Source organism: Vibrio sp. 397, from assembly GCF_033339395.1.
In the GTDB taxonomy this organism is placed as follows: Bacteria; Pseudomonadota; Gammaproteobacteria; order Enterobacterales; family Vibrionaceae; genus Vibrio; species Vibrio alginolyticus.
In genome coordinates, this window is record NZ_JAWOUN010000005.1 from 1 (window position 1) to 23,690 (window position 23,690).

Genomic DNA, 23,690 nt, shown 5'->3' on the forward strand with positions numbered 1-23,690 from the left:
CAGAAGTGAAACGAAATAGCGCCGATGGTAGTGTGGGGCTTCCCCATGTGAGAGTAGGACATCGCCAGGCTTTAAATTTAAGAAGCCCGCTCGAAAGAGTGGGCTTTTTTGCATCTATAGCGTTTTAAAATTAGCTCACTTTATACCTAAAAAGTGGTCATTTACGGTGCTATATATTTGCTCTCTGCAACCTTCCAAAAGGCTTTAACAAGCGGATTTTCCAACTGAGTTTTGTTGCAGCAAACACCAAGTTTAAAAGGTTTAATTGGTAAGACTTTTAAACGATTTATCTTTTCTCTTACCGGACTGTTGTTGATTACAACATCAGGTGCGATACCTACTCCACACCCCAATGCAACCATACTTACGATGGCTTCATGTCCGGAAGTTTGTGCGTAAATCTTTGGCTTTATTTTCATTTGTTTGAGCCAAGTATTGGCCCTGTCCCTTGCCGTCCCTGCTTCTGGGAGTATGAATGGAATGACCGACCAGTCTGGTTTTTCTTTTTGTAGCTCTTCAGCAAACGCACTAACCCCAACAGGTGCGATGACAGAAAGTGGGATTTCACTGATCGTTTCAAATACGATTTTATTTGGCATCTGTTCTGACTTGGCTGATATGGCAATATCGGCTTCATCTGCTAGTATTTTGTCGATCGCTTGAGCTGGATCGCCGGTTGATAGTTTGAACTCAATGAAAGGGTTCTGAATACGAAAGTCAGAGATTAGCTCCGGAAGATGGCTGTAGCTTGCAGTAACAGAACAAAAGAGACGGATTTCTCCTTTCAATTCATCCTCGGTTCCCTTCAGATGACTCTGATACTGCTGCCATTCGCCAAGAATCTTTAAGGCGACTGGGACTAGCTTTTTACCTTGGATAGTTAAATCAACGCTACGGTTGTCGCGTAAAAACAATTGTTGGCTGGTTTCCTCCTCTAATTTTTGTATCTGTCGGCTTAAGGCTGAAGGGCTAATATGCATTGCCGCTGCGGTCTTGGCGAAACTTTTACTCTCACAGAGATGAATGAAAAGTTGCAGGCTTTTGATATTCATTAAATTTTCATTTCCATGTTGCATAAATTGCAATAACTAATTGTGAATATATCACTTTAAGCAATCTCATGTCTGTTTTAGTATGAAGTTATTCGGTAAGGCAATTACTGACCTCAATGGAAGAATCTCAAAGGAGCACCCAGATGGCTAATTATTTCAATACCCTAAACTTGCGCGAGCAGTTGGACCAATTAGGTCGTTGTCGTTTTATGGACCGCAGTGAGTTCGCTTCAGAAGCGGATTATCTGAAAGGTAAGAAAGTAGTCATTGTAGGTTGTGGTGCTCAAGGTCTTAACCAAGGTTTGAACATGCGCGACTCTGGTCTAGACGTTGCTTATGCGCTTCGCCAAGCCGCGATTGATGAGCAACGCCAGTCATTCAAAAACGCAAAAGACAACGGTTTTGAGGTAGGTAGCTACGAAACGCTAATTCCACAAGCTGATCTAGTAGTAAACCTTACTCCAGATAAGCAGCACACAAACGTTGTTGAGACGGTAATGCCGTTAATGAAAGAAGGCGCAGCACTAGGTTACTCTCACGGTTTCAACGTTGTTGAAGAAGGCATGCAAATCCGTAAAGACCTAACGGTAGTAATGGTTGCACCTAAATGTCCAGGTACGGAAGTTCGTGAAGAATACAAGCGCGGTTTCGGTGTACCGACTCTTATCGCTGTTCACCCAGAGAACGACCCAAAAGGTGAAGGTTGGGATATCGCGAAAGCTTGGGCTGCAGCAACAGGTGGTCACCGTGCAGGCTGTCTAGAGTCTTCTTTTGTTGCTGAGGTGAAATCTGACCTAATGGGTGAGCAAACTATCCTTTGTGGCATGCTACAGGCTGGCTCTATCGTATGTTACGAGAAGATGATTGCTGATGGTATCGATCCTGGCTACGCTGGTAAGCTTCTTCAATACGGTTGGGAAACCATCACTGAAGCACTGAAGTTTGGTGGTATCACTCACATGATGGATCGCCTAACTAACCCTGCAAAAGTGAAAGCATTTGAGCTTTCTGAAGAGCTAAAAGAACTGATGCGTCCGCTATACAACAAGCACATGGATGACATCATCACCGGCCACTTCTCTAGCACTATGATGGCTGACTGGGCAAACGACGATGCAAATCTACTAGGCTGGCGTGCAGAAACAGGTGAAACTGCTTTCGAAAACTACCCAGAAACTGACGTAGAAATCTCTGAGCAAGAGTACTTCGATAACGGTATCTTGATGGTTGCTATGGTTCGTGCGGGTGTTGAGCTAGCATTCGAAGCGATGACGGCATCTGGCATCATCGATGAGTCTGCTTACTACGAGTCTCTACACGAGCTGCCACTTATCGCAAACACTATCGCACGTAAGCGTTTATACGAGATGAACGTGGTTATCTCAGACACTGCGGAATACGGTAACTACCTGTTCGCTAACGTAGCAACGCCGCTTCTACGTGAGAAGTTTATGCCAGCCGTAAATACTGACGTAATTGGTAAAGGTTTAGGTGAAACGTCTAACCAAGTGGATAACGCGACTCTTATCGCTGTGAATGAAACAATCCGTAACCACCCTGTAGAGTACATCGGTGAAGAGCTACGTGGTTACATGACTGATATGAAGCGTATCGCGGTGGGCGGCTAAATGACTCCATTTCGGTGTCGAAGGTGCTCGTTTACTATCGTAAAGTCCGCGCCTTCTCCTAGAAATGAAACCTTAATACAGCGTAATTTACTTAGTCTCAAGTAACGCAGTAGATAAACTCCAGGCAGACTGGAGTGATAAATACAAAATAAAACACAACATCTAATCAAAAGGCTTGGTCGCCGTTGACCAAGCCTTTTTGTTTTTAGCCGATTTATCTGCGCGCCGATAAGAAAAACGCTCCTTTGTGAGGAGCGCTTTGATACTTATTTTTCAGCAAGCTTTTCTTCAAGTTGCGCCAACTTCTGTTCCATTTCTGTTAGCTTTTGACGTGTACGTAGTAAAACTTGAGTTTGAACATCAAACTCTTCGCGACTTACAACATCTAGCTTGTTTAGCTGGCCTTGGATTACTTGACGAACTTTCTGATCGACATCAGAGCCCAATTCTTTTACAGGTTGAGGCATTGAGTCGTGAATCTGTTTAGCAATTTGCTCTAATTTCTTTGGGTCAAACATAGTGGCTAAAACTCCTTTTGATTTGTCCTCATTTTAAGTAAATGATACGTGAAAGTCGCCACTTAGATGGCAAAAAAGAGAGCGGCAATAAAAAAGGCCACCGAAGTGACCTTTTTGAATGCCTTAATAGCTTATCTGTTATCCGCTAATTCACGATGAGCTGCTTTCGCTTCGTCAACTCGCGCTAACTTCTCCAAGTCTTTGTCTTCAACAAATACTGGCAGAGGTTTGTGTTTTTCAGCTAGGTAGCTGTAAATCACAGGTAGTACGAATAGTGTGAAGAGTGTACCGATTGCAAGGCCAGCAACGATGACGATACCGATACTGAAACGTTGCGCGGCACCTGCACCTGTTGCGTACATCAGCGGGATCAGACCTGCGATCATCGCTGCAGTGGTCATTAGGATAGGGCGAAGACGCACTTTCGCAGCTTCCATCACCGCATCAATACGAGACAGTTTATTATGTAACTGCTCTTCTTTGGCGACTTCACAGATCAAGATACCGTGCTTGGTTATTAGGCCGACCAGCGTTATCAAACCAACCTGCGAGTAGATGTTCATCGAGGCCGTACCCCAGGCCAATGCGATCAAGGCACCACATATTGCCAGAGGTACAGATACCATGATGACAATAGGATCGCGGAGTGATTCAAATTGAATCGCCAGAACGAGGAAGATGATCGCAAGTGCAAGACCGAAGGTTGCATACAAGGCACTACCTTCCGTTACAAACTGACGAGATTCGCCCATGTAATCATGGTTATACCCTGCAGGCAGTTTGGTTTGTGCAATATTTTCAAACCAATTAACTGCATCCCCTATCGAAACACCAGGGCCTGTAACAGCCCCCACAGTTGCTGAGTTTAGCTGGTTGAAGTGTGGCAAAGAGCGAGGCTCAGCCACCACATCAATGGTAATCAGACTACCTAATGGAACCGCTTTACCATCCACAGAGCGTACATAGTAGTTCTTCATCGATTCTGGGTTTAGACGCCATTTACGCTCAACCTGAGGAATTACCTCATAAGAGCGGCCATTTAGGTCGATACGGTTTACATAACCATCTGCCATCATGGTGCTGAGGGTGATACCAATGTCTTGCATAGTCACACCGTAGGCACCCGCTTTGTCTTTATCGATCTTGATCTTCATCGTTGCAGAATCATATTTCAGATCCAGATCGGAATAGACAAACATTGGACTGCTTGCTACTTCCGACAGAATGTCATTTGCAACGGTAAACAAACTTTCAAAGTTGTTTGGCGTTGTAATTACGAACTGTACAGGAAGGCCTGAACCAGCACCTGGTAGCTCCGGCATTTCGTAGGCAGCAATAGACATTCCCGGAATGCTCGAAACAAGCCCGCCAACACGCTGTTTGATTTTTGCTTGGCTCGCTTCTCGTTCGCCCCATGGTTTGAGTGTAGCTAAACCAAACGCTTGGTTAGAATCCGGTACACCGTTAAATACCTGAGCGTATTCCACTTCTGGTTGATCAGAGAGAATCTTATTCACATCATCCATGGTGTTTTGGATGTAGTCCAAATTCGAATTTGATGGTGCGGTCCCTATGAGTACTACAACACCTTTATCTTCAGATGGAGCTAGCTCGCTAGGAATAAACTTGAATAGGACTGGTAAACTTGCGAATACAATTATCGCAAACACGATCACCACTGGTCGGCTAGCCATTATTGCTTTTAACATGCTTGCGTAGCGATTAGTCATGCCATCAAGTACATGGTGAACTTTTTGCTCAAACTTGCTTGGCTTCTCGTTCGCCTTCAGCATCTTCGAACACATCATTGGTGATAGTGTCAAAGCGATGATGCCGGATACGAATACTGAACCTGCCAGTGTCAAAGCGAACTCTTTGAACAATGAACCGGTGATACCACCCATCAATGCGATCGGCGCGTACACTGCACCTAGCGTCAATGTCATCGCGATAACTGGAACCGCAATTTCACGCGTACCAATAATTGCAGCTCGGAATGGCGATTCCCCTTCTTTGATGTGACGGTCAACGTTTTCTAGTACAACGATCGCGTCATCCACCACCAGACCGATGGCAAGCACCATCGCCAGTAGCGTCATCAAGTTCCAAGAGAAACCCATTGCCTGCATCACCATTGCCACACCAATCAATGAAAGTGGAATGGTCACGATAGGAATGATTACCGCGCGGAATGAACCTAGGAACAGTGTGATAACCACAAGTACGATGACCGCTGCTTCAAGAATCGTTTTCACTACTTCGTGAATCGATTCGTTGATGGCGATAGTTGAGTCGTACATCACGTTCATTTTGATGTTACTTGGTAGGTTGCGCTCAAGCTGAGGCAACAGTTCAAGTACGTCTGCTGCAATGTTGATTGGGTTAGCGCTTGGTGCTGCGTTGATCGCCGCAACCACGGCTTCTTGACCGTTTGCACTTGCGCGATAAACGTCGTGACTCTTCTCCAGCGTTACTTTAGCGATATCACCTAGGCGGATGACATCCCCTTCACCAGTTTTCACGACCAATGCTTCAAGTTCAGCAACGTTTGATACCTGAGTATCTGCGCTACCGTTATAAAGTACGAACTCACCCGTCGCTTGACCGGTTGCAGATTGGTAGTTGTTGGCGTTAAGAACGCTCATCACATCCGTAGCGGTCAACTTCAAAGCGCCCATTTTGGCAGGATCTAACCATACGCGCAGTGCGTACTTCATACCACCATACAGGTCAACTTTGGATACACCGTTTACAGTGAACAACTGCGGGTTGATTACACGCTCAAGGTAGTCAGTGATCTGGCTTGAAGATAACTCGTCACTCGTAAAGCCGATGTACAGTACCGCCGTTGTCGAACCTGTCGACATGGTTACGGTTGGATCTTCGGCTTCTTTTGGAAGCTGAGAACGTACTGAGTTCGTTTTCGCTAAGATATCAGCCAATGCTGCATTCGGGTCAGTATTCAACTTCATGTTGACAGTAATGGTTGATTTACCTAGTACCGATTGCGAAGTCATGTAATCAATATTATCGGCTTGCGCTACCGCTTGCTCCAATGGCTGAGTAATAAAGCCTTGGATCAAGTTGGCACTTGCACCGTAGTAACTGGTGGTCACGGTGACCACCGTATTCGTCATTTCAGGGTACTCACGAACTTGCATTTTGAACACCGCTTGCAAACCAAGCAATGCAATCAAAAAGCTGATCGATACCGCTAAAACTGGACGTTTTATAAAAACATCTGTAAAGCGCATGATGCCTCCAACTTAAAGCATTGGTGTTTCAGCAGGTGGGGTAGTTGCATCGCTTTCGACAATGCTTACTTTCGCATGGTTACTCAAACGGACTTGACCCGATGTCACTACAACATCACCTGGCTTCACGCCTTCTAGAATGTGTGCGATATCTTTAGAGCGTTCGCCAACTTTTACCACATGCTGCTTAACGCGTTTTTCGCCATCTTCTTCTGTTACGATGTAAACATTGTCGCCATATAGCGTAAATGTGATCGCGGTTTGAGGTAGAGTGACCTGATTTTCTAACTTAGGCAGAATGATGTTTGCACGCGCGAACATACCACTACGCAGTTTGCCGTCACTGTTAGGGATATCCGCTTGAACTTGAATCAAACCACTTTGTACGTTTACAGCTGGTTCAATCGCAGAAATAGACCCTTTGAAAGGTTGGTCTGGATAAGCGTCAACAAAGATATCCACTTCTTGGTCGATATTGATACGTGAAATATCGGTTTGCGGCACGGTAAAGCGTAAACGCATCACGCTGGTGTCTTCCAGGCGAACAATATCGGTACCCGCTTGTAGGTACTGACCTAGGTACACGTTACGAATACCTACTACACCATCAAATGGCGCTTTGATTTCGCGTCGGTCGATGGTCGCTTTCAAGCTTTCAATGTCCGCTTTTAAGGAGAAGTAGTTCGCTTCTGCTTCGTCATACGCTTCTTTAGAAATAGAGCCTTTTTTAAATAGCCCTTGGTAGCGTTTGTATTTCGCTTCTGCTGCTGGCAACTTGGCTTGCGAGCTCTTTAAATTCGCTTTCTCAACGTCAGAGTCAAGCAGTACTAGTGGCTGACCTGCTTTGACTTGAGTACCGGAATCAAATGCGATTTTATCGATAACACCGCTCGTTTCGTTCGCTACCGTCACGCCTTGATTTGGCTCGATAAAACCAATTGCCTCGATGACTGGTACCCAATCCACCGCTTGCACTTCAGTTACGGTTACTGGGAATGCTGGTTCAGGGCGATTGGCAAACTGCTCCATTTTGTCTTTGATATCAATTAGTCTGTATGTAACAACGCTACCAAAAAGTAATAAAACAATTGATAGCATCAAAATCCACTTTTTCATTCTATTAAGAACTCCAAGTTAGTGTTTAATAATTGCATCCCAACTGGCTTCAATAGCGGCCTCTAATGCCGTCTTATCCAGTTGATAAAATCCCAAAGCGTGTTTCCGAGCAAGTGCAACACTTGCCTCAAAACTTAATCCAGAAAGTACTTCGTTATCGAGAAGCTTGAATACTCCCTCGTCTTTACCCTGATTAAAAAGAAGATCTACTTGGGCAAACATTTGTCTCTCAAGTTCCCGAGCTTTGCTACTATTTGAACAGGGTAAAGATTCATATTGGACTCGGTTGCTGATCGCACTTAAGTTCGAGCTCGCTAGATTCCAAATATTGAGCCACATGGTTCGATAACGCTGTTTTAAAGGCATCTCTTCACTAACACCTAGTTGCACCGCAGTAGCCACACGCTTAGCAACGTTAAGGCGTAGTTCCTCTAAAAGATGTTCTTTATCTGAGAAATAACGGTAAATCGTCCCTGCTGCGACACCTGCCTCATTGGCGAGCTTTTGCATGGAAAGCCCTTGAAAGCCAGATTCAGCAATGAGTTGTTCAGCAGCGACTAAGATTTGTTCTCGTTTATCTACAGCAGGGTTATCCTTCATAATGTCACCCTTTAGTGAATGAACGTTCATTCATTATAGCTTAAATACCCGCCATTTATGCAACAGAATATTGCACTTAATTGGTGTAAAAATTACAAGAAATCAGCATAGCTTTCACGAGGCCACCCCTTTATCATAGGCGCCACATTCATCACCCGCAGAGAATTTCTATGAAGCTGAACCCTAGTCAAGATGAAGCCGTGAAATACGTGTCTGGTCCATGCCTAGTGCTAGCTGGTGCTGGCTCGGGCAAAACTCGTGTTATTACCAATAAAATCGCTTATCTGGTTCAGCAATGTGGTTACAAAGCGCGTAACATTGCGGCGGTGACGTTTACCAACAAAGCGGCACGTGAAATGAAGGAGCGTGTAGGTCAAACGTTAGGGAAAGGTGAGTCTAAAGGTTTGATGGTATCAACATTCCACACTTTAGGATTGAACATCATCAAGCGTGAGTACAAGCATTTAGGGTTGAAAGCGGGCTTCTCACTGTTTGATGACCAAGACCAGCTAGCGCTGCTCAAAGAGCTTACTGAAAAGCAGCTTGATGGTGATAAAGATCTGCTACGTCAGCTTCTGAGTTGTATTTCCAACTGGAAAAACGACATGTTGACGCCAGAGCAAGCCAAAGCGCGTGCGCAAGGTGAACAGCAACAATTGTTTGCGTTCTGTTTTGATATGTACCAAAAGCAAATGAAAGCCTATAACGCGCTTGATTTTGATGACCTAATTTTGATGCCCGTTTTACTCTTACGTAATCATGAAGACGTTCGTCAGCGTTGGCAGAATCGTATCCGTTACCTACTGGTTGACGAGTATCAAGATACCAACACGAGTCAGTATGAGCTGGTCAAATTAATTGTCGGAGAACGTGGACGATTGACGGTTGTAGGGGATGACGATCAGTCTATTTATTCATGGCGTGGTGCGAAACCTCAGAACCTCGTGTTGCTGGGTGAAGATTATCCGAATTTGCGTTTGATTAAGCTAGAGCAAAACTACCGTTCAACGAGTCGAATCCTGCGTGCGGCCAACATTTTGATAGCTAACAACCCTCACGTCTATGAGAAGTCCCTGTTCTCTGAAATTCCTGACGGTGAAAAACTCAAAGTGTTGTTGGCTAAAAATGAAGAGCACGAAGCAGAGCGCGTAACGGGTGAACTAATTGCGCATAAGTTCCTAAACCGTACCGAATATAAAGATTATGCGATTCTATATCGTGGTAACCACCAATCACGTTTGATTGAAAAGTCTCTGATGCAAAACCGTGTACCGTATAAAATTTCTGGCGGCACCTCGTTTTTTGCGCGCGCAGAGATTAAAGACATCATGGCGTATTTGCGCGTTTTGGTTAATCCGGATGACGACAATGCATTTTTGCGCATTGTGAACACTCCGCGACGTGAAATTGGCCCAGTAACGTTAGAGAAATTAGGCAGTTATGCCAATATGCGAGGCAAGAGCTTGTTTGAGTCGAGCTTTGAAATGGGGCTCGAACAGCACCTAACGGGACGTGGCCTAGAAAACCTGCGTCGTTTCACCCAATGGCTAGTGGCGATTGCTGATCAAGCTGAGCGTGGTGATACCGTCGAAGCGGTTCGTTCGCTAGTTCGTGATATCCATTATGAAGATTGGCTATACGAAACTTCAGCAAGTCCGAAAGCCGCTGAAATGCGAATGAAGAACGTTTCTGATCTTTATTCATGGATAGTGGCGGACCTAGAGGGTGACAACTACGATCAAGAAGAGAAAACGTTAAAAGAAGTCGTTCAACGTTTGACCTTGCGTGACATGATGGAGCGCGGTGAAGAAGATGAAGACAGTGATGCAGTACAACTGATGACCTTGCACGCATCAAAAGGCCTTGAGTTCCCATATGTATACTTAATTGGGTCCGAAGAAGGTATTTTACCGCACCAAACCAGTATTGATGAAGATAACGTGGAAGAAGAGCGTCGCCTGATGTACGTTGGTATTACTCGAGCGCAACGTGAACTGACTTTCACTATGTGCAAAGAGCGTCGGCAGTTCGGCGAGTTGATCAAACCGACTCAAAGCCGCTTTTTGGATGAGTTGCCATTTGATGACGTTGAATGGGAAGTAAACAAAAAGCCAGTATCAGCAGAAGAGCGTATGGCGAAAGGTCAAGCACACATTGCCAATATTCGAGCAATGTTTAAGAAGTAAAGTAACCTTGTTCTCACTGACTAAAAACAAAAAGGCTTGCCAACTGGCAAGCCTTTTTCGTTGATGTCTTTACTTATAGACCTTCAATCATGTGGTCAATTGCTGCGATGATTTCATCGTCAGAACAGTCCATACAGGTTCCTTTGGCTGGCATCGCATTGAAGCCTTCTAATGCGTGCTTCACTAACGTATCTTTGCCTTGTGCAATACGCGGTGCCCAATCATCGGCATTACCTGTTTTAGGTGCGCCGTTTACACCAGATGCGTGACAAGCAATACAAAAAGTACCATAAACTGTGGCGCCATCACGTGGACCGGTTGGTTCTTCTTTCACTGGCTCAGAACCCGCTAGATAAACATCACCGACAGGTTGGATGCGTTCTGCGATCGCATCGTATTCAGTTTGGCTGATGTCAGAAGCTAAAGCTGCCGTAGAAAACGTTAAGGCAGCGAACAAAACGCTAATCATTTGTCGAGACATATCCATTAAACCCACTTCACATTCCCGAGGTAAGTGACTTACCTATTTATATAGTTAGAGTATTAATGCCGAGCAGAGAAATCATTAAATTCCACTGAATGGCATAGAATGATTAGACAACTTGGTTGCAGCTGTTAAATCAATGTAAATAATGGGTGATTATATCCCGATAACTTGTTGCAATAAACAACAAGTTATCCATGACAGGGCGTGAATCACATCAAAAATCCACTTTAACGGAAGATAACTGTCGAAAAAGAGACCAAACGATAAAAAAAGTAAAAAAAGTACTAGACGGCATAGTGTGATATCCGTATTATTCCACTCCGCCGATAGGGCATGCGCCCGTAGCTCAGTTGGATAGAGCGTTGGCCTCCGGAGCCAAAGGTCGAAGGTTCGAATCCTTTCGGGCGTACCATTGCCTCGGAGGATACATCGGTAAAAATCAGTGGTGGCTATAGCTCAGTTGGTAGAGCCCCGGATTGTGATTCCGGTTGTCGCGAGTTCAAGTCTCGTTAGCCACCCCATTCTTTCTTTTTTAGATTGAATGCGGTAGCATTGCTCCCAATCTTGATTCAATCAAGATAAAACATCGTCGGTGAATAGCGCAGCTTGGTAGCGCATCTGGTTTGGGACCAGAGGGTCGGGGGTTCGAATCCCTCTTCACCGACCACTATTTAGTTTATGGCTCTAATAGAGCGGTAAACAGCAAAAATTGATGGTGGCTATAGCTCAGTTGGTAGAGCCCTGGATTGTGATTCCGGTGGTCGCGAGTTCGAATCTCGTTAGCCACCCCATTAATTAAGGTGACTTCTTAGTTGAAGTGTCCTGTCTGATTTGAGAAAATCAGTAAATACAGTTCGGTGAATAGCGCAGCTTGGTAGCGCATCTGGTTTGGGACCAGAGGGTCGGGGGTTCGAATCCCTCTTCACCGACCACTATTAGAAAGCCTGCTTTTTAGCAGGCTTTCGTCGTTTTAGAGTTTATGATCTCGCTTGGACTGTATTAGTCGGTAATGTATCAATGGATTTGAACCCAAGTGGGGTTCGCCTGAAGTTAGAATTCGGCTCTTCACCGACCGCTATTTAGAGCCTCAGTCGAAAGACTGGGGCTTTTTTACATCTCTCCTGAAAAGAATCGGCATTCCATTTCAATTTTCCCCAAAAGTGTACAGCTCTAGGGGCTTTTGACCACCTATGAACTAAATGCTTTTCGAGCTGACAAAATAAACCCCAGAGCAGTGTCTGGGGTTTTGTAGTTTTCTAATCCGCTGCTTTTATTGGGCGAGTGTTTTAAGGATTTCTTTCAGTTCTACCGTTTCTTGGATTTCAAAACTTGGCGTTATATCCGTTGAGTTGCTTGCGCCTGTCGCATTCACCCATACACTCAAAATGCCCATATTGTTAGCGCCAGCAATGTCAGCAGGTAAAGAGTCGCCCACGTGTAGAGCCTCTTCTGGTTTTACTTCGACCAAGTCGAGCGCTTTTTGGAAAATACTTGTAGCAGGTTTCTCTTCTGGCTCTTCTCCTCCCACAATAATATGGTCCACCCAGTTGCTCATTTGTGTCGCGTTTAATTTAGGGTGTTGAGAAAAAATCGGACCGTTAGTGATCACGACGAGTTTGTAATGTTGACGAAGGTCGCTGAGCATTTCTTTTACACCAGGGAAGAAGGTGAACGCGCCCATACGTGCAGAGTCAAAGTAGTCTTGAGCTTGTTGAGCCTCTTTTGCAGTGATGCTGACGCCTTGCTCCGCCAAGATGTTTTGGATCAGGCCACAACGGAAGGCATTTTCATCGGGTAGCAGAGCCACAAGGTGAGGGAACTCAGCATTCAGCTTTTTGTATACACCCTGTAAGTAGCGCTGCAAAAACGCTTTTGGCTCGGTAACTTGTGGGTAGGTCTTATGAATCCAAGTTGTAAACGCTTGTCCTGCAACTTTATCGGCTTGTGACGTTGCACATAAAGTCTCGTCCATATCAAAAAAAATCGCTTTAAGCACAGGGGCTCCTTTTATTTACGGCTTGGCTTTGACACTGTTCATCTATTATCCCACTCTCAATTGTGTCGTAAAGGGTTAAAACCGGCGAGTTTTCTTATGACGTACGAATGAGGATAGCGGTACTTTCCTTTGCTTAGTCAATAAACCGCTTAAGTGGCGCATAATCTGCGTTGGAGCAGGATTTGTGTGGTTTTGCTGTTTTGTTCACGTTTTGACCTATCCTTTCTCTTCCTAAGTTTGGCTTTTTGTATTTGCCGACTATTTTATTAATAGTTTTTTATGTTGAAAAAACACTTTTTGCATATGATATTGTTTGTTAAATGTTAATAAATGCACATGAATAATATGGTTAATGATCTTGTTTAGCTCATGTTTACTTTTAGAGCATTTTTCTAGTTTTATTGGTGCATGACGCACAGAAATAGTGTGATATGAAAATGGTTAAATACTTGTTAATGCATTTTTATTCGCTAATTGTGCGTTTATTTAATGTTTTTTCGGCGGAATATACTTTAATTGTTGCTTTTTTGTGTGATTTTTGCCAAATTATTTCCGCATTAAGATTTCAGAGTATTATTCTGAATTTGAACGGATTCATTCAGGTGATGAATGGTGCCTTTGGCATGATTCGATACCACAGACAAGGCAGTAGAGGTCTGAAATGTCACTATTAGAAGTGAAAAACCTTCGTATTGAATACCCATCCCGACACGGCGTTCACGCTGCCGTGAAGTCACTTTCTTTTCATATTGAACGTGGTGAAATCGTGGGTGTTGTTGGCGAATCAGGTGCGGGTAAATCCACCGTTGGTAACGCTGTTATCGATTTGCTTAGCCCTCCAGGTCGCGTTGCTAGCGGTGATGTATTCCTGGATGGAGAAAAAATTTCTGGCCTATCACCAGAAGCGATGCGTAAGGTTCGCGGCTCGAAAATAGGTTTTATTTTCCAAGATCCGATGACCTCGCTCAATCCACTTTTTACTGTTGAGCAACAGCTGAAAGAGACGATCCACGCCAACATGAAGGTCTCTGATGAAGAGGCGTATCAGCGCGCGCTTTCTCTTATGCAGCAGGTTGGTATTCCTCAACCAGAAAACCGCTTAAAGCAGTACCCGCATCAATTCTCTGGTGGTATGCGTCAGCGTGTTGTCATTGCCATTGCTTTGGCTGGTGAGCCTGATCTCATCATTGCGGACGAACCAACTACGGCGTTAGACGTTTCTATCCAAGACCAAATCCTCAACTTGATCCGCGAGCTGTGTATCAAGAACAATGTCGGCTGTATGTTGGTTACTCACGATATGGGGGTAGTCTCCAACGTCACCGATCGCGTGGCGGTAATGTATCGTGGTGACTTGGTGGAGTTTGGACCAACAGCCAAAGTATTGGGCGATCCTGATCACTCTTACACTCGCAGTCTAATTTCAGCGGTACCACGTTCAGACAGAAAGTTAGATCGTTTCCCGTTAGTAAGCTATATCGAAGAAGCGGCGGAAATGGAGCCACTCGATATCAAGAACCACTGGTTAGGACAAAGCCAAGATGAACGTGAGTACACTGGCCCGCTTTTGGACGTGAAGAACGTCAATCTTCGCTTTGTGACCAAAGACTCTTTGTTCGAGAGCCGCCGAGAATACGTGCAAGCATCTAATAATGTGAGCTTTGAAGTGCACGAAGGCGAAACCTTTGGTTTGGTGGGCGAGTCTGGTTCAGGTAAATCGACCATTGCACGTGTGATTGCTGGTTTATACCAACCTAACTCTGGTCAGGTGAAATTCGAGGGCATTGACCTGACCGCTTTAACCTCTGAGAAAGAGCGCCGCCCGATGCGTCGTCAAATGCAGATGGTGTTCCAAAACCCATATACTTCAATGAACCCTCGTATGAAGGTATTCGATATTATTGCTGAGCCAATCCGTTTCCATAAATTGACGAAAAACGAGTCGGAAACTCGCCAAATCGTGAATGACCTATTGGATCATGTTGGTTTGGGTCGAATGGCTGGGCTTAAGTACCCTCATGAATTCTCCGGTGGTCAGCGTCAGCGTATTTCTATTGCGCGTGCGTTGGCGACTCGTCCTCGACTTTTGATTTGTGATGAACCGACCTCAGCACTGGACGTATCGGTACAGGCACAAATTCTAAACTTGCTGAAAGATCTGCAAAGTGAGCTGAACTTGACTATGTTGTTTATCAGCCACGATTTACCTGTTATTCGTCAGATGTGTGACCGAGTAGGTGTGATGCAAATGGGTACACTTTTAGAAGTGGCACCAACAGAACAGTTATTCACGGCACCTCAACACGAATACAGCAAAAAATTGATTTCTCTGATGCCGGAGTTTACTGGCTTGCGAGAAGAGATCGAAACGGCATAAACCAAGCAATTCGCTTGGCTAACCTCTAGTCATAACAAAGACGCAAACACAACAACAAGGGATCCGTATCCCCGCATGAAGGAGTTATGCAAATGAAAACCATGAAAAGCAAATTAGCAGTGGCGCTAATGGCTGCGGGCCTAAGCTTTAACGCAATGGCAGCAGATATCAAAGTTGGCTATGCAGCTGACCCAGTATCGCTTGATCCACATGAGCAGCTATCAGGTGGCACACTGCAAATGTCACACATGGTATTTGATCCGTTGGTTCGCTTTACTCAAAAAATGGATTTCGAGCCTCGCCTAGCAGAAAGCTGGGAACGCATAAACGATACGACTGTTCGTTTCAAACTGCGTGAAGGTGTGAAATTCCATTCTGGCAATACTCTAACGACTGACGACGTCGTGTGGACGTTCCAGCGTTTACAAAGCTCTCCTGACTTTAAAAACATCTTCGACCCGTACGAGAAAATCGTCAAAGTTGACGACAACACGTTCGATCTTGTAACTAAAGGTCCTTACCCACTAGTGCTGCAAACCGCAACGTACATTTTCCCTATGGACAGCAAGTTCTACACGGGCAAAACTGCGGACGGCAAAGACAAGTCTGAGCTAGTGAAGCACGGTAACTCATTTGCATCGACTAACGTATCTGGCACGGGTCCATTCATTGTGACTTCACGTGAACAGGGCGTAAAAGTGGAATTTGAACGCTTTAAAGATTACTGGGACAAAGAGTCGAAAGGTAATGTTGATAAGCTAACGCTTGTGCCAATTAAAGAAGACGCAACTCGTGTAGCAGCGCTGCTTTCTGGCGGTGTTGACATGATTCACCCTGTAGCGCCAAACGACCACAAACGCGTTGAAGATGCTGACGGCATCGACCTAGTCACGCTGCCTGGTACTCGTATTATCACGTTCCAACTAAACCAAAACAGCAACGAAGCATTGAAAGACGTTCGCGTTCGCCAAGCGATTGTTCACGCAATCAATAACGAAGGTATTGTGAAGAAAATCATGAAAGGCTTCGCAACGGCCGCTGGTCAGCAAAGCCCGGCAGGTTACGTAGGTCACGATGACAAACTGGTTCCTCGCTACGATTTGAAGAAAGCGAAAGAACTGATGAAAGAAGCGGGTTACGAAAACGGCCTGACGCTAACGATGATTGCACCAAACAACCGTTACGTGAATGATGCGAAAGTAGCACAAGCGGCGGCGGCAATGTTGTCTAAGATCGGTATCAAGGTTGATCTGAAGACCATGCCAAAAGCGCAGTACTGGCCTGAGTTCGACAAGTGTGCGGCAGACATGCTGATGATCGGTTGGCACTCAGATACAGAAGACTCAGCGAACTTCAACGAGTTCCTAACGATGACTCGTAACGAAGAAACCGGTCGTGGTCAGTACAACTGTGGTTACTACTCAAACCCAGAAATGGACAAAGTGGTTGAAGCTGCGAACGTAGAGACGGATCCTGCGAAACGTGCAGAAATGCTGAAGGGCGTAGAAGCGACACTATACAACGACGCAGCATTCGTACCGCTACACTGGCAAAGTGAAGCATGGGGCGCGAAGTCTAACGTGAAAGCGGCAGATATCGTTAACCCAATGGTAATGCCTTACTTCGGTGACCTAGTGGTTGAATAATCACGGTTAGTCGACTTTGAGGAGGGATGGATTTCCCTCCTCAACTTAAAGCACTCGACTCAGTTTTGTTTCAGTCGGATTGAGTTGGTTATTTAGACTGAATTTTCTCTCTAATTTAGAGATCTATGGATAGTTAAGGGGCAAGGAATGTTTTCGTTTCTGGTCAAGCGCCTGTTTCAGGCACTGATAGTGATGTTTGTGATCAGTTTGGTGGCGTTTGCCATTCAGGACAACCTGGGTGATCCGCTGCGTGAGCTTGTAGGTCAGTCGGTTTCGGAATCGGAGCGTCAAGCGCTACGCGACGACTTGGGCCTGAACGATCCCTTTATCACAAAGTACACGCGCTTTGTGGGTAATGCATTGCAAGGTGATTTGGGTACCTCATATTTTTTCAAGCGACCTGCGGTTGAGGTGATTATCGACAAGCTGGTAGCTACATTAGAGCTCGTGTTTGGCGCGACGCTTATCATCATTGTTTTCTCTATTCCGCTTGGGGTGTACTCTGCGATTCATCCTAAGAGTGTTTTTACCAAATTTGTCATGGCGATGAGCAGTGTCGGTATCTCGATTCCGGTGTTCTTAACCGCAATCATGCTGATGTATGTCTTCTCTATAGAACTCGGTTGGCTGCCTTCCTACGGGCGGGGCGAGACCGCTAATGTGCTCGGTTGGGAATCTGGCTTCTTTACCATTGATGGTATCAAGCACCTCATCCTACCTTGTATTGCGCTAGCGTCTATCATGTTGCCGTTGTTCATCCGCTTGGTGCGTTCAGAAATGCTGGAAGTTCTGAGTTCGGAATACATTAAGTTCGCCAAAGCAAAAGGTTTGAACTTACAAAAGATTTATTACCAACATGCACTTAAGAACACCATGCTGCCAGTATTGACAGTAGGTGGTGTGCAGATTGGTACCATGGTGGCCTACACCATTCTTACTGAAACCGTGTTCCAATGGCCGGGCACTGGCTTCCTTTTCCTAGAGGCAATCAACCGTGTAGATACACCGCTGATCACTGCCTACGTTATCTTTGTTGGTCTGATCTTCGTGGTAACCAATACCATCGTTGACTTGCTGTACGGCATCATCAACCCAACTGTGAACCTAACTGGAAAAGGAGCTTAATCATGAGCCAATCAAATTTAACACCAGCTCCTGCTCCATCAGCGTGGCAGCGTTTCAAAGAGTCAGATTTTCTGTATTACTTCAAACGCGACAAAGTGGCGATGGCGAGTTTTACCGTCTTTATGATGTTCTTAGTATTGGCATTGGCTGCACCGATTCTTGCGCCAACAGATCCGTACGATCTGACGTCTATCGACATCATGGATTCTGAGTTGCCACCTTCGTGGATGGAAGATGGCGATGAGCGTTTTGTTCTTGGTACTGATGAGCAAGGCCGTGATATTTTATCGACCATTCTTTACGGTTCTCGTTTGTCTTTGACGATCGGCTTTTTAGCCGTCGGTCTTCAGTTGATTCTGGGTATCATCATTGGTTTGTCGGCGGGTTACTTCGGTGGTCGTATCGATAGCTTCTTGATGCGCTTTGCCGATGTTCAACTATCGTTCTCAACCATGATGGTGGCGATCATCGTATCGGCCATTTTCAAAGCCAGCTTTGGCAGCGATTTTTACAGCCAATACGCAGTGGTGATGCTGGTGGTGATCATCGGTGTGGCTGAATGGCCGCAATACGCACGGACAATTCGTGCCTCGGTATTGGCAGAGAAGAAGAAAGAATACGTCGAAGCGGCGCGTGTGATGGGCTTTAAAGCTCCGCGAATCATGTTCCGTCACATTCTGCCAAACTGTCTATCGCCAATCTTGGTTATCTCGACGGTACAGGTAGCGAACGCGATCATGTCGGAAGCGGCACTGTCATTCCTAGGTTTGGGTCTTCCTGTTGATCAGCCGTCACTGGGTGCGCTAATCAGCATCGGCTTTAACTACATCTTCTCAGGTGCGTGGTGGATTACTGCCTTCCCAGGCATCGTGCTCGTAACATTGGTTTTGGTTATCAACCTGTTGGGCGACTGGCTACGTGATGTATTCAACCCGAAACTGTACAAAGGATAAGAATTTTCCCACCAAGCGTTGTAAATTCGCTTAATTCCTTCCTAAACTGAGAGCCGGATGCAAATTCCGGCTCTTTTTTTGCTAGTTATTCTTTGTTCACATTTTTTTGGCGCTTTGCCGCCATAATGACCTTACCCACTAATTTAGAGTGAAGTGTATGGAAATGAAGAAGGCACAACACCCATCTCGTATCTTCCAAGCAAGCCTAGCTTTCGGCTTGTTGCTGGTATGCGCCCAGTTTTCTAGCCCAGTATCGGCGGAGGAGTTCCTTTGCCAAGCCACTCAAGCCAGCGAGAAAGAATTACCGATGCTTGAGAAAACGTGCCCAATTGGTAACGGAGTATGGGGAAAGAAAGTGCCGCAGGGGGGCAACTACCTTTACTGGATTCAATGCGGATTGCTACCCAAGCCTATGTCTCTCGCGAAAGCTAAGCCTCTCTATAGTAAAATCACGACTGACGTATGGATGAAGCCTGAATCCAAAGGCTATCGCTGTTTGATTGGACCTTACAAGGCATTGTCTGATGCGAGGGATGACTTACGAGGAGTCAAAACCTTGTCGAATTACAAAGAGGCGTTCATCCGAGTGGTTGGGAAAGGGACGAAACAACCAGTAACACCACCTACACCTAAATCTACTGTATCGTCGAAATCAGCCTCATCTTCGGTTAAGCCAACACCGACGGTGACCCCGAAACCCGCGCCAGTTCCTGCTGTGCGAGCTGATACCGACGCCTTTAAAGCGCGGGCAGAGAAGCCAGATACCAAGGCAAAAAGTTCACGTGATAGCTCTTCGTCTACGCCTGTTGCTAAGACCAAAGCGAAGCCAATTGTCACTGGAAATGATGACATTGAAGTTCGGTTGAGAACTTCAGTACAGGGCAAAACGTACGTGGTCCCATATTTACTCGATCACCATAATCAGTTTTACATGGAACATGGTAAGCCGTGGAACCGCCTCAACTACGAAAACTCGCACAAAGTATGTCAGCAACTGGGTATGAGCTTAGCTAACCCTGCAGAGTTTAAAGCGCTGAGGGCGTCTGGGGTGATGGAAAAAAATCAATGGCCACTGCAACTGCCGTATTGGGGCAAAGATAAGAAAGGTTTGTTCGCCGATCGTGAGCCCAATCAGCTCACCGGGACCTCATTATTGAACGTGGTGTGCGTGAAATAACGACTCAGATATTGTGGTCAAAATATAGAAGAAAGCCCCGAGTTCGGGGCTTTTTTGCGGTCTCAAATATTATCGCTATTTGAGTGGCGTTTCTTTGTGATGCGTTTGCTAATACGCTCTACCACTGATATTCATCTCATTTTGCGAATTATTTTCACTGAACTTGTCGGCAGAGAGTCTATTCGTCATAATGTTACTTGTAACATTACTGATAAATCACATATTTATGGCTCAACAGAATAAGAAAACTCGTACGACATTGCAGGATGTCGCAGACCAGGTTGGCGTCACGAAGATGACCGTTTCACGCTATATGCGTAACCCTGAATCGGTGGCAGAAAAGACTCGTGCTAAGATTGCGACTGCGATTGAAGAGATGGGTTACATCGAAAACCGTGCACCGGCGATGTTGTCAAAGTCCTCCAGTAAAGCCATTGGTATTTTACTGCCGTCTTTGTCCAACCAAATTTTTGCTTCCTTTGTTCAGGGCATAGAGATGGTGACCAAAGCCAATGGCTATGAGACGCTTTTAGCGCATTTTAGCTACGATGAGCTTGAAGAAGAGCGTAAGATCGCGTCATTACTCTCTTATCAAGTCGATGGACTTATTCTAACTGAAAGCCATCACACGCCGCGTACATTACAGATGATCAAAAATGCGGGCATTCCGGTGGTCGAAACCATGGAACTGCCATCGGAGCCGATTGATATGGCGGTTGGACTCGATCATGAAGATGCGTCGTACGCCGTGGTTAAGCAGATGCTAGATACGGGGAAGCGTACAATCGTCTATTTTGGCGCGCGTCTGGATACGCGAACCAAATTGCGGATGCAAGGTTACGATCGCGCGATGACAGAAGCAGGGCTAGAACCCAAACATGTATTAACTGGTGATCATTCTAGTTTTTCTTTAGCGCATGATTTGCTCGAACGCGCACTGGAAACGCACCCAACGCTCGATGGGGTGTTCTGTACCAACGATGACATCGCAATTGGCACCATGCTGAGTGCGCAGCAACGTGGCATTCAAGTTCCACAGAAATTGGCAGTGGCGGGCTATAACGCGCTGGATATCGGTCAAACCATCAGCCCGAAACTGACCAGCGTTGATACGCCGCGTTTCCAAATTGGTGTAAAGAGCGCAGAGCTATTAATTGCGCGCCTGAAAGGCGAAACGCAAGAAGAAAAAGTCTTCGATATGGGGTATCAGATCACGTCGGGAGAGAGTGTTTAACTAATTGTTAACTGCTCTTTGTATTCGCTCATCAATGGTATTGGTAGGTTAGGGTATGGCACATCAGCTGGATGCATTGGATCTCAACTTAATGCGTTTATTAAAAGCCGTGGTGGAAAACCGCAGCATCAAGCTGGCCGCAATGCAGCTTGGCATTTCTCAACCGAGCGCCAGCCGCGGTGTGATGAAGTTGAAGCAAGTGTTTGATGACCCGCTTTTTGTGCGTAAAGCACATGGGGTAGAGCCATCACCCATGGCGATTCGTCTCGCCGCCGAGTTCGACAATATGGTTGCGCCACTGGAAAAAGTGGTGCAAGAATTTGAAGTGTTCGACCCACTGCAATACCAAGGGCAGATTGCGATTGTAACTGACCCTTATTTGATGGATGAACAAGGGCAGCGACTGCTCACTGGTTGTCATCGAGCCTTTCCCAAAGCGCACTTTGCCTTTTCCAGCTGGAATACTTACTCGCACGATGAAATGTTAGAAGGCGAGCACGATTACTGCATTCTTGACCAAGAGACCGAGCTGTCGAAAGACATTTACATGCGCCCGTTATTCGTTGAAAAACGAGTGATTTTGGCGCGCAAAAACCACCCAACGTTGTCGAAAGTCAGCAATGATTGGGACACGGTGTCCAAACTACCACTCGTCTCTTTGCCTGCGCCTGCGTCATATAAACCGCTTTGTACCGTGGAGTCCGAGTATCGACGCATGGGTTATGAGCCAGTAGTGTTACTGAAGTCCTATAATTTGCGTTTGGCTTGCCAAATGTTGCAAGAAACCGACGCGATTATGTATGCCAGTCAAAGCTCGGCATTGTTGATGCCAGAACTCGCCTCTTACGCAATGCCACCCGTTAATCGTGAGTTTAGCCAGTTTGTTGTCTCTGGCGGTTTCCTTCAAACCAACCGCAACCATCCTTTGCACAGACACCTGCATAAAGTGGTGCGACAAACCCTCAATACGCCGCTGATTTTTACGCAATGACGTCACCTTATGGCATCGGCTGAATGAGAGAGTAGATGCTTTAACCTTATCAATATTGTGTGATTACATAGACAACTTACTTCTTAAGATATTCAAAAATGAATATCTCAATTACCTGTCTCTTTTTCCTACCCAGCGCTAACCTTATCTCAAATAGTCAGGAGAAGTGGCTCATTTTTATCTTTTTAACTTTTTGAATGTCGATACAGGTACGCGGCATTCACCATTCTCCGTTATGCATTTTTTTAATTTCTGATGGAGGATTAATCATGCTAGTTGCACGTCTATTTTTATTGCTCGCCATCGTTGCCGAAGTGGCTGGCACCAGCACTATGTCTCTTATCGGACAAGGGCACGGGTGGTGGGGCTACATCGTAATGTATGTGCTGATCGCAATCTCTTACTACTTTCTCGCGTTTGCCGCGAAGAAAATATCGATAGGTGTGGCATACGCTGTTTGGGAAGGGTTAGGTATCTCGTTGATCACCGTGGTGTCGATCATCGCCTTTGATGCACACTTAAACCATCAAGAGTTGTTTGGTTTGATGTTAGCCGTTGTTGGCATTGTGTGTGTGACCTTAGGGGAATCACATGGTCAACCTAACGCCAAGAAAAATGCCGATAAACCGGCAAAAGAACGTTCATTTTCTACTAGTACAAGGTGCGAATCATGAGTCAATTTTTTACGATGTCATTTGGATTTGTCGTGATGGCTGCCTTGGTCGATATCATGGCCAATATGGCGCTGACACGCTCAAAAGGTTTTAAATATAAAGGCTGGGGCATTGCGGCGATTGTGTTGGTACTGACAGCATTCACTCTGTTGGCACAAGCGGTGAAAGAGATCGACTTAGCCATTGCTTATGCCTCTTGGGGTGCGATCGGTATCTTGGGTACCGCAGTGGGTGGAGCCTTGCTGTTTAAGCAGAAACTCAAACCAATCGGCTGGTTTGGTATCTTTGTGGTGATTGCTGCCGTCGTAGTGATGAAGACCGCTTGATGTAATTTACTGAATGCTAGATATCGTCATTCTGAGCAGCAAGAGACGAGCGTGATTCAGAATCTACCAACAAAAAGTGCTGTGGAAGAGGGGGTTTCTCTGGCTTCACAGCACCTTGCTATTAGATTCCTGATCTCGCCTAGGCTCGTCGGAATGACGGATTCATTCGTTTTTTAGAAAGAACTGAGGCTAATCCCAAAGCTCGCCATTCTGAACAGCGAGGGACGAGCGTGATTCAGAATCTACCAACAAAAAGTGCAGTGGCAGAGGAGTTTTCTCTGGCTTCACAGCACGTTGATATTAGATTCCTGATCTCGCCTAGGCTCGTCGGAATGACGGATTCATTCGTT

The 23,690-nt window shown here is 45.6% G+C and carries 18 protein-coding genes and 5 tRNA genes; 16 read left to right on the forward strand and 7 right to left on the reverse strand.

All coding sequences use genetic code 11. The features are described 5' to 3' along the window. Window positions 1–161 precede the first annotated feature (161 nt). On the reverse strand, window positions 162–1,052 hold the full coding sequence (ilvY, locus tag R7P36_RS09640) for an HTH-type transcriptional activator IlvY (protein WP_065274984.1): 891 nt from the start codon (window positions 1,050–1,052) through the stop codon (window positions 162–164). Window positions 1,053–1,195: 143 nt separating this feature from the next. Between ilvY and ilvC the strand changes: the two genes are divergently transcribed. After that, window positions 1,196–2,680 carry a ketol-acid reductoisomerase gene (gene ilvC, locus R7P36_RS09645; protein ID WP_005379098.1) on the forward strand — a complete coding sequence of 495 codons (1,485 nt, stop codon included), beginning with the start codon at window positions 1,196–1,198 and terminating at the stop codon, window positions 2,678–2,680. Window positions 2,681–2,946: 266 nt separating this feature from the next. Here the strand turns inward: ilvC and ubiK are convergent, their stop codons facing one another. From ubiK to R7P36_RS09665, 4 genes are all read right to left on the reverse strand, one after another. Continuing rightward, window positions 2,947–3,198, reverse strand: coding sequence for a ubiquinone biosynthesis accessory factor UbiK (gene ubiK, locus R7P36_RS09650; RefSeq protein ID WP_005379099.1), 252 nt, complete (start codon window positions 3,196–3,198; stop codon window positions 2,947–2,949). Window positions 3,199–3,329: 131 nt separating this feature from the next. Further along, entirely contained in the window at window positions 3,330–6,452 is a 3,123-nt protein-coding gene (vmeD, locus tag R7P36_RS09655) for a multidrug efflux RND transporter permease subunit VmeD (RefSeq protein ID WP_318122108.1), read from the reverse strand. Window positions 6,453–6,464: 12 nt separating this feature from the next. Continuing rightward, on the reverse strand, window positions 6,465–7,568 hold the full coding sequence (locus R7P36_RS09660; RefSeq protein WP_053349778.1) for an efflux RND transporter periplasmic adaptor subunit: 1,104 nt from the start codon (window positions 7,566–7,568) through the stop codon (window positions 6,465–6,467). Window positions 7,569–7,586: 18 nt separating this feature from the next. Next, window positions 7,587–8,168, reverse strand: a complete 582-nt coding sequence (locus R7P36_RS09665) for a TetR/AcrR family transcriptional regulator (RefSeq protein WP_005384254.1) — start codon at window positions 8,166–8,168, stop codon at window positions 7,587–7,589. 170 nt (window positions 8,169–8,338) lie between these two features. Between R7P36_RS09665 and rep the strand changes: the two genes are divergently transcribed. Further along, the gene (gene rep, locus R7P36_RS09670) at window positions 8,339–10,354 is read left to right on the forward strand and encodes a DNA helicase Rep (RefSeq protein WP_005379104.1); all 2,016 of its coding nucleotides are present in this window, start codon (window positions 8,339–8,341) and stop codon (window positions 10,352–10,354) included. Window positions 10,355–10,427: 73 nt separating this feature from the next. On the opposite strand, the gene R7P36_RS09675 is transcribed toward rep, so the two are convergent. Then, window positions 10,428–10,841 (reverse strand): c-type cytochrome, encoded by a 414-nt coding sequence (locus R7P36_RS09675; protein ID WP_005384252.1) that lies wholly within the window; start codon window positions 10,839–10,841, stop codon window positions 10,428–10,430. Between the two features lie 335 nt (window positions 10,842–11,176). Here R7P36_RS09675 and R7P36_RS09680 point away from each other — a divergent pair. The 5 genes from R7P36_RS09680 (at window position 11,177) to R7P36_RS09700 (ending at window position 11,773) form a co-directional block, all read left to right on the forward strand. Beyond that, window positions 11,177–11,253, forward strand: a tRNA-Arg gene (locus R7P36_RS09680). 33 nt (window positions 11,254–11,286) lie between these two features. Further along, a tRNA-His gene (locus tag R7P36_RS09685) sits at window positions 11,287–11,362 on the forward strand. 69 nt (window positions 11,363–11,431) lie between these two features. Further along, window positions 11,432–11,508: transfer RNA gene (locus tag R7P36_RS09690), tRNA-Pro, on the forward strand. A gap of 48 nt (window positions 11,509–11,556) precedes the next feature. Then, window positions 11,557–11,632, forward strand: a tRNA-His gene (locus tag R7P36_RS09695). Between the two features lie 64 nt (window positions 11,633–11,696). Further along, a tRNA-Pro gene (locus tag R7P36_RS09700) sits at window positions 11,697–11,773 on the forward strand. A gap of 338 nt (window positions 11,774–12,111) precedes the next feature. Here R7P36_RS09700 and R7P36_RS09705 read toward each other — a convergent pair. After that, window positions 12,112–12,837: an HAD family hydrolase gene (locus R7P36_RS09705; protein WP_005379107.1), complete on the reverse strand. Its 726-nt coding sequence runs from the start codon at window positions 12,835–12,837 to the stop codon at window positions 12,112–12,114. 661 nt (window positions 12,838–13,498) lie between these two features. Between R7P36_RS09705 and R7P36_RS09710 the strand changes: the two genes are divergently transcribed. The 9 genes from R7P36_RS09710 to R7P36_RS09750 all read left to right on the forward strand — a co-directional run bounded on the left by R7P36_RS09710 (window position 13,499) and on the right by R7P36_RS09750 (window position 23,340). Continuing rightward, window positions 13,499–15,214, forward strand: a complete 1,716-nt coding sequence (locus tag R7P36_RS09710) for a dipeptide ABC transporter ATP-binding protein (protein ID WP_005379108.1) — start codon at window positions 13,499–13,501, stop codon at window positions 15,212–15,214. A gap of 92 nt (window positions 15,215–15,306) precedes the next feature. Continuing rightward, complete coding sequence (locus R7P36_RS09715; RefSeq protein ID WP_054579526.1) at window positions 15,307–16,860, forward strand: ABC transporter substrate-binding protein; 1,554 nt, start codon at window positions 15,307–15,309, stop codon at window positions 16,858–16,860. Between the two features lie 147 nt (window positions 16,861–17,007). Next, window positions 17,008–17,985, forward strand: a complete 978-nt coding sequence (locus R7P36_RS09720) for an ABC transporter permease (protein WP_213899377.1) — start codon at window positions 17,008–17,010, stop codon at window positions 17,983–17,985. 2 nt (window positions 17,986–17,987) lie between these two features. Continuing rightward, entirely contained in the window at window positions 17,988–18,938 is a 951-nt protein-coding gene (locus R7P36_RS09725) for an ABC transporter permease (RefSeq protein WP_005384239.1), read from the forward strand. Window positions 18,939–19,095: 157 nt separating this feature from the next. Further along, window positions 19,096–20,115 (forward strand): SPOR domain-containing protein, encoded by a 1,020-nt coding sequence (locus R7P36_RS09730; protein ID WP_213896577.1) that lies wholly within the window; start codon window positions 19,096–19,098, stop codon window positions 20,113–20,115. A gap of 226 nt (window positions 20,116–20,341) precedes the next feature. Beyond that, window positions 20,342–21,349, forward strand: coding sequence for a substrate-binding domain-containing protein (locus tag R7P36_RS09735; protein ID WP_033907406.1), 1,008 nt, complete (start codon window positions 20,342–20,344; stop codon window positions 21,347–21,349). Between the two features lie 55 nt (window positions 21,350–21,404). After that, window positions 21,405–22,340, forward strand: coding sequence for a LysR family transcriptional regulator (locus tag R7P36_RS09740; protein ID WP_005379132.1), 936 nt, complete (start codon window positions 21,405–21,407; stop codon window positions 22,338–22,340). 269 nt (window positions 22,341–22,609) lie between these two features. Beyond that, on the forward strand, window positions 22,610–23,014 hold the full coding sequence (locus R7P36_RS09745; RefSeq protein WP_005384225.1) for an SMR family transporter: 405 nt from the start codon (window positions 22,610–22,612) through the stop codon (window positions 23,012–23,014). Beyond that, window positions 23,011–23,340, forward strand: coding sequence for an SMR family transporter (locus R7P36_RS09750; protein WP_005478614.1), 330 nt, complete (start codon window positions 23,011–23,013; stop codon window positions 23,338–23,340). Before R7P36_RS09745 ends, R7P36_RS09750 begins: the two co-directional genes overlap by 4 nt. The last annotated feature ends 350 nt before the right edge of the window (window positions 23,341–23,690 follow it).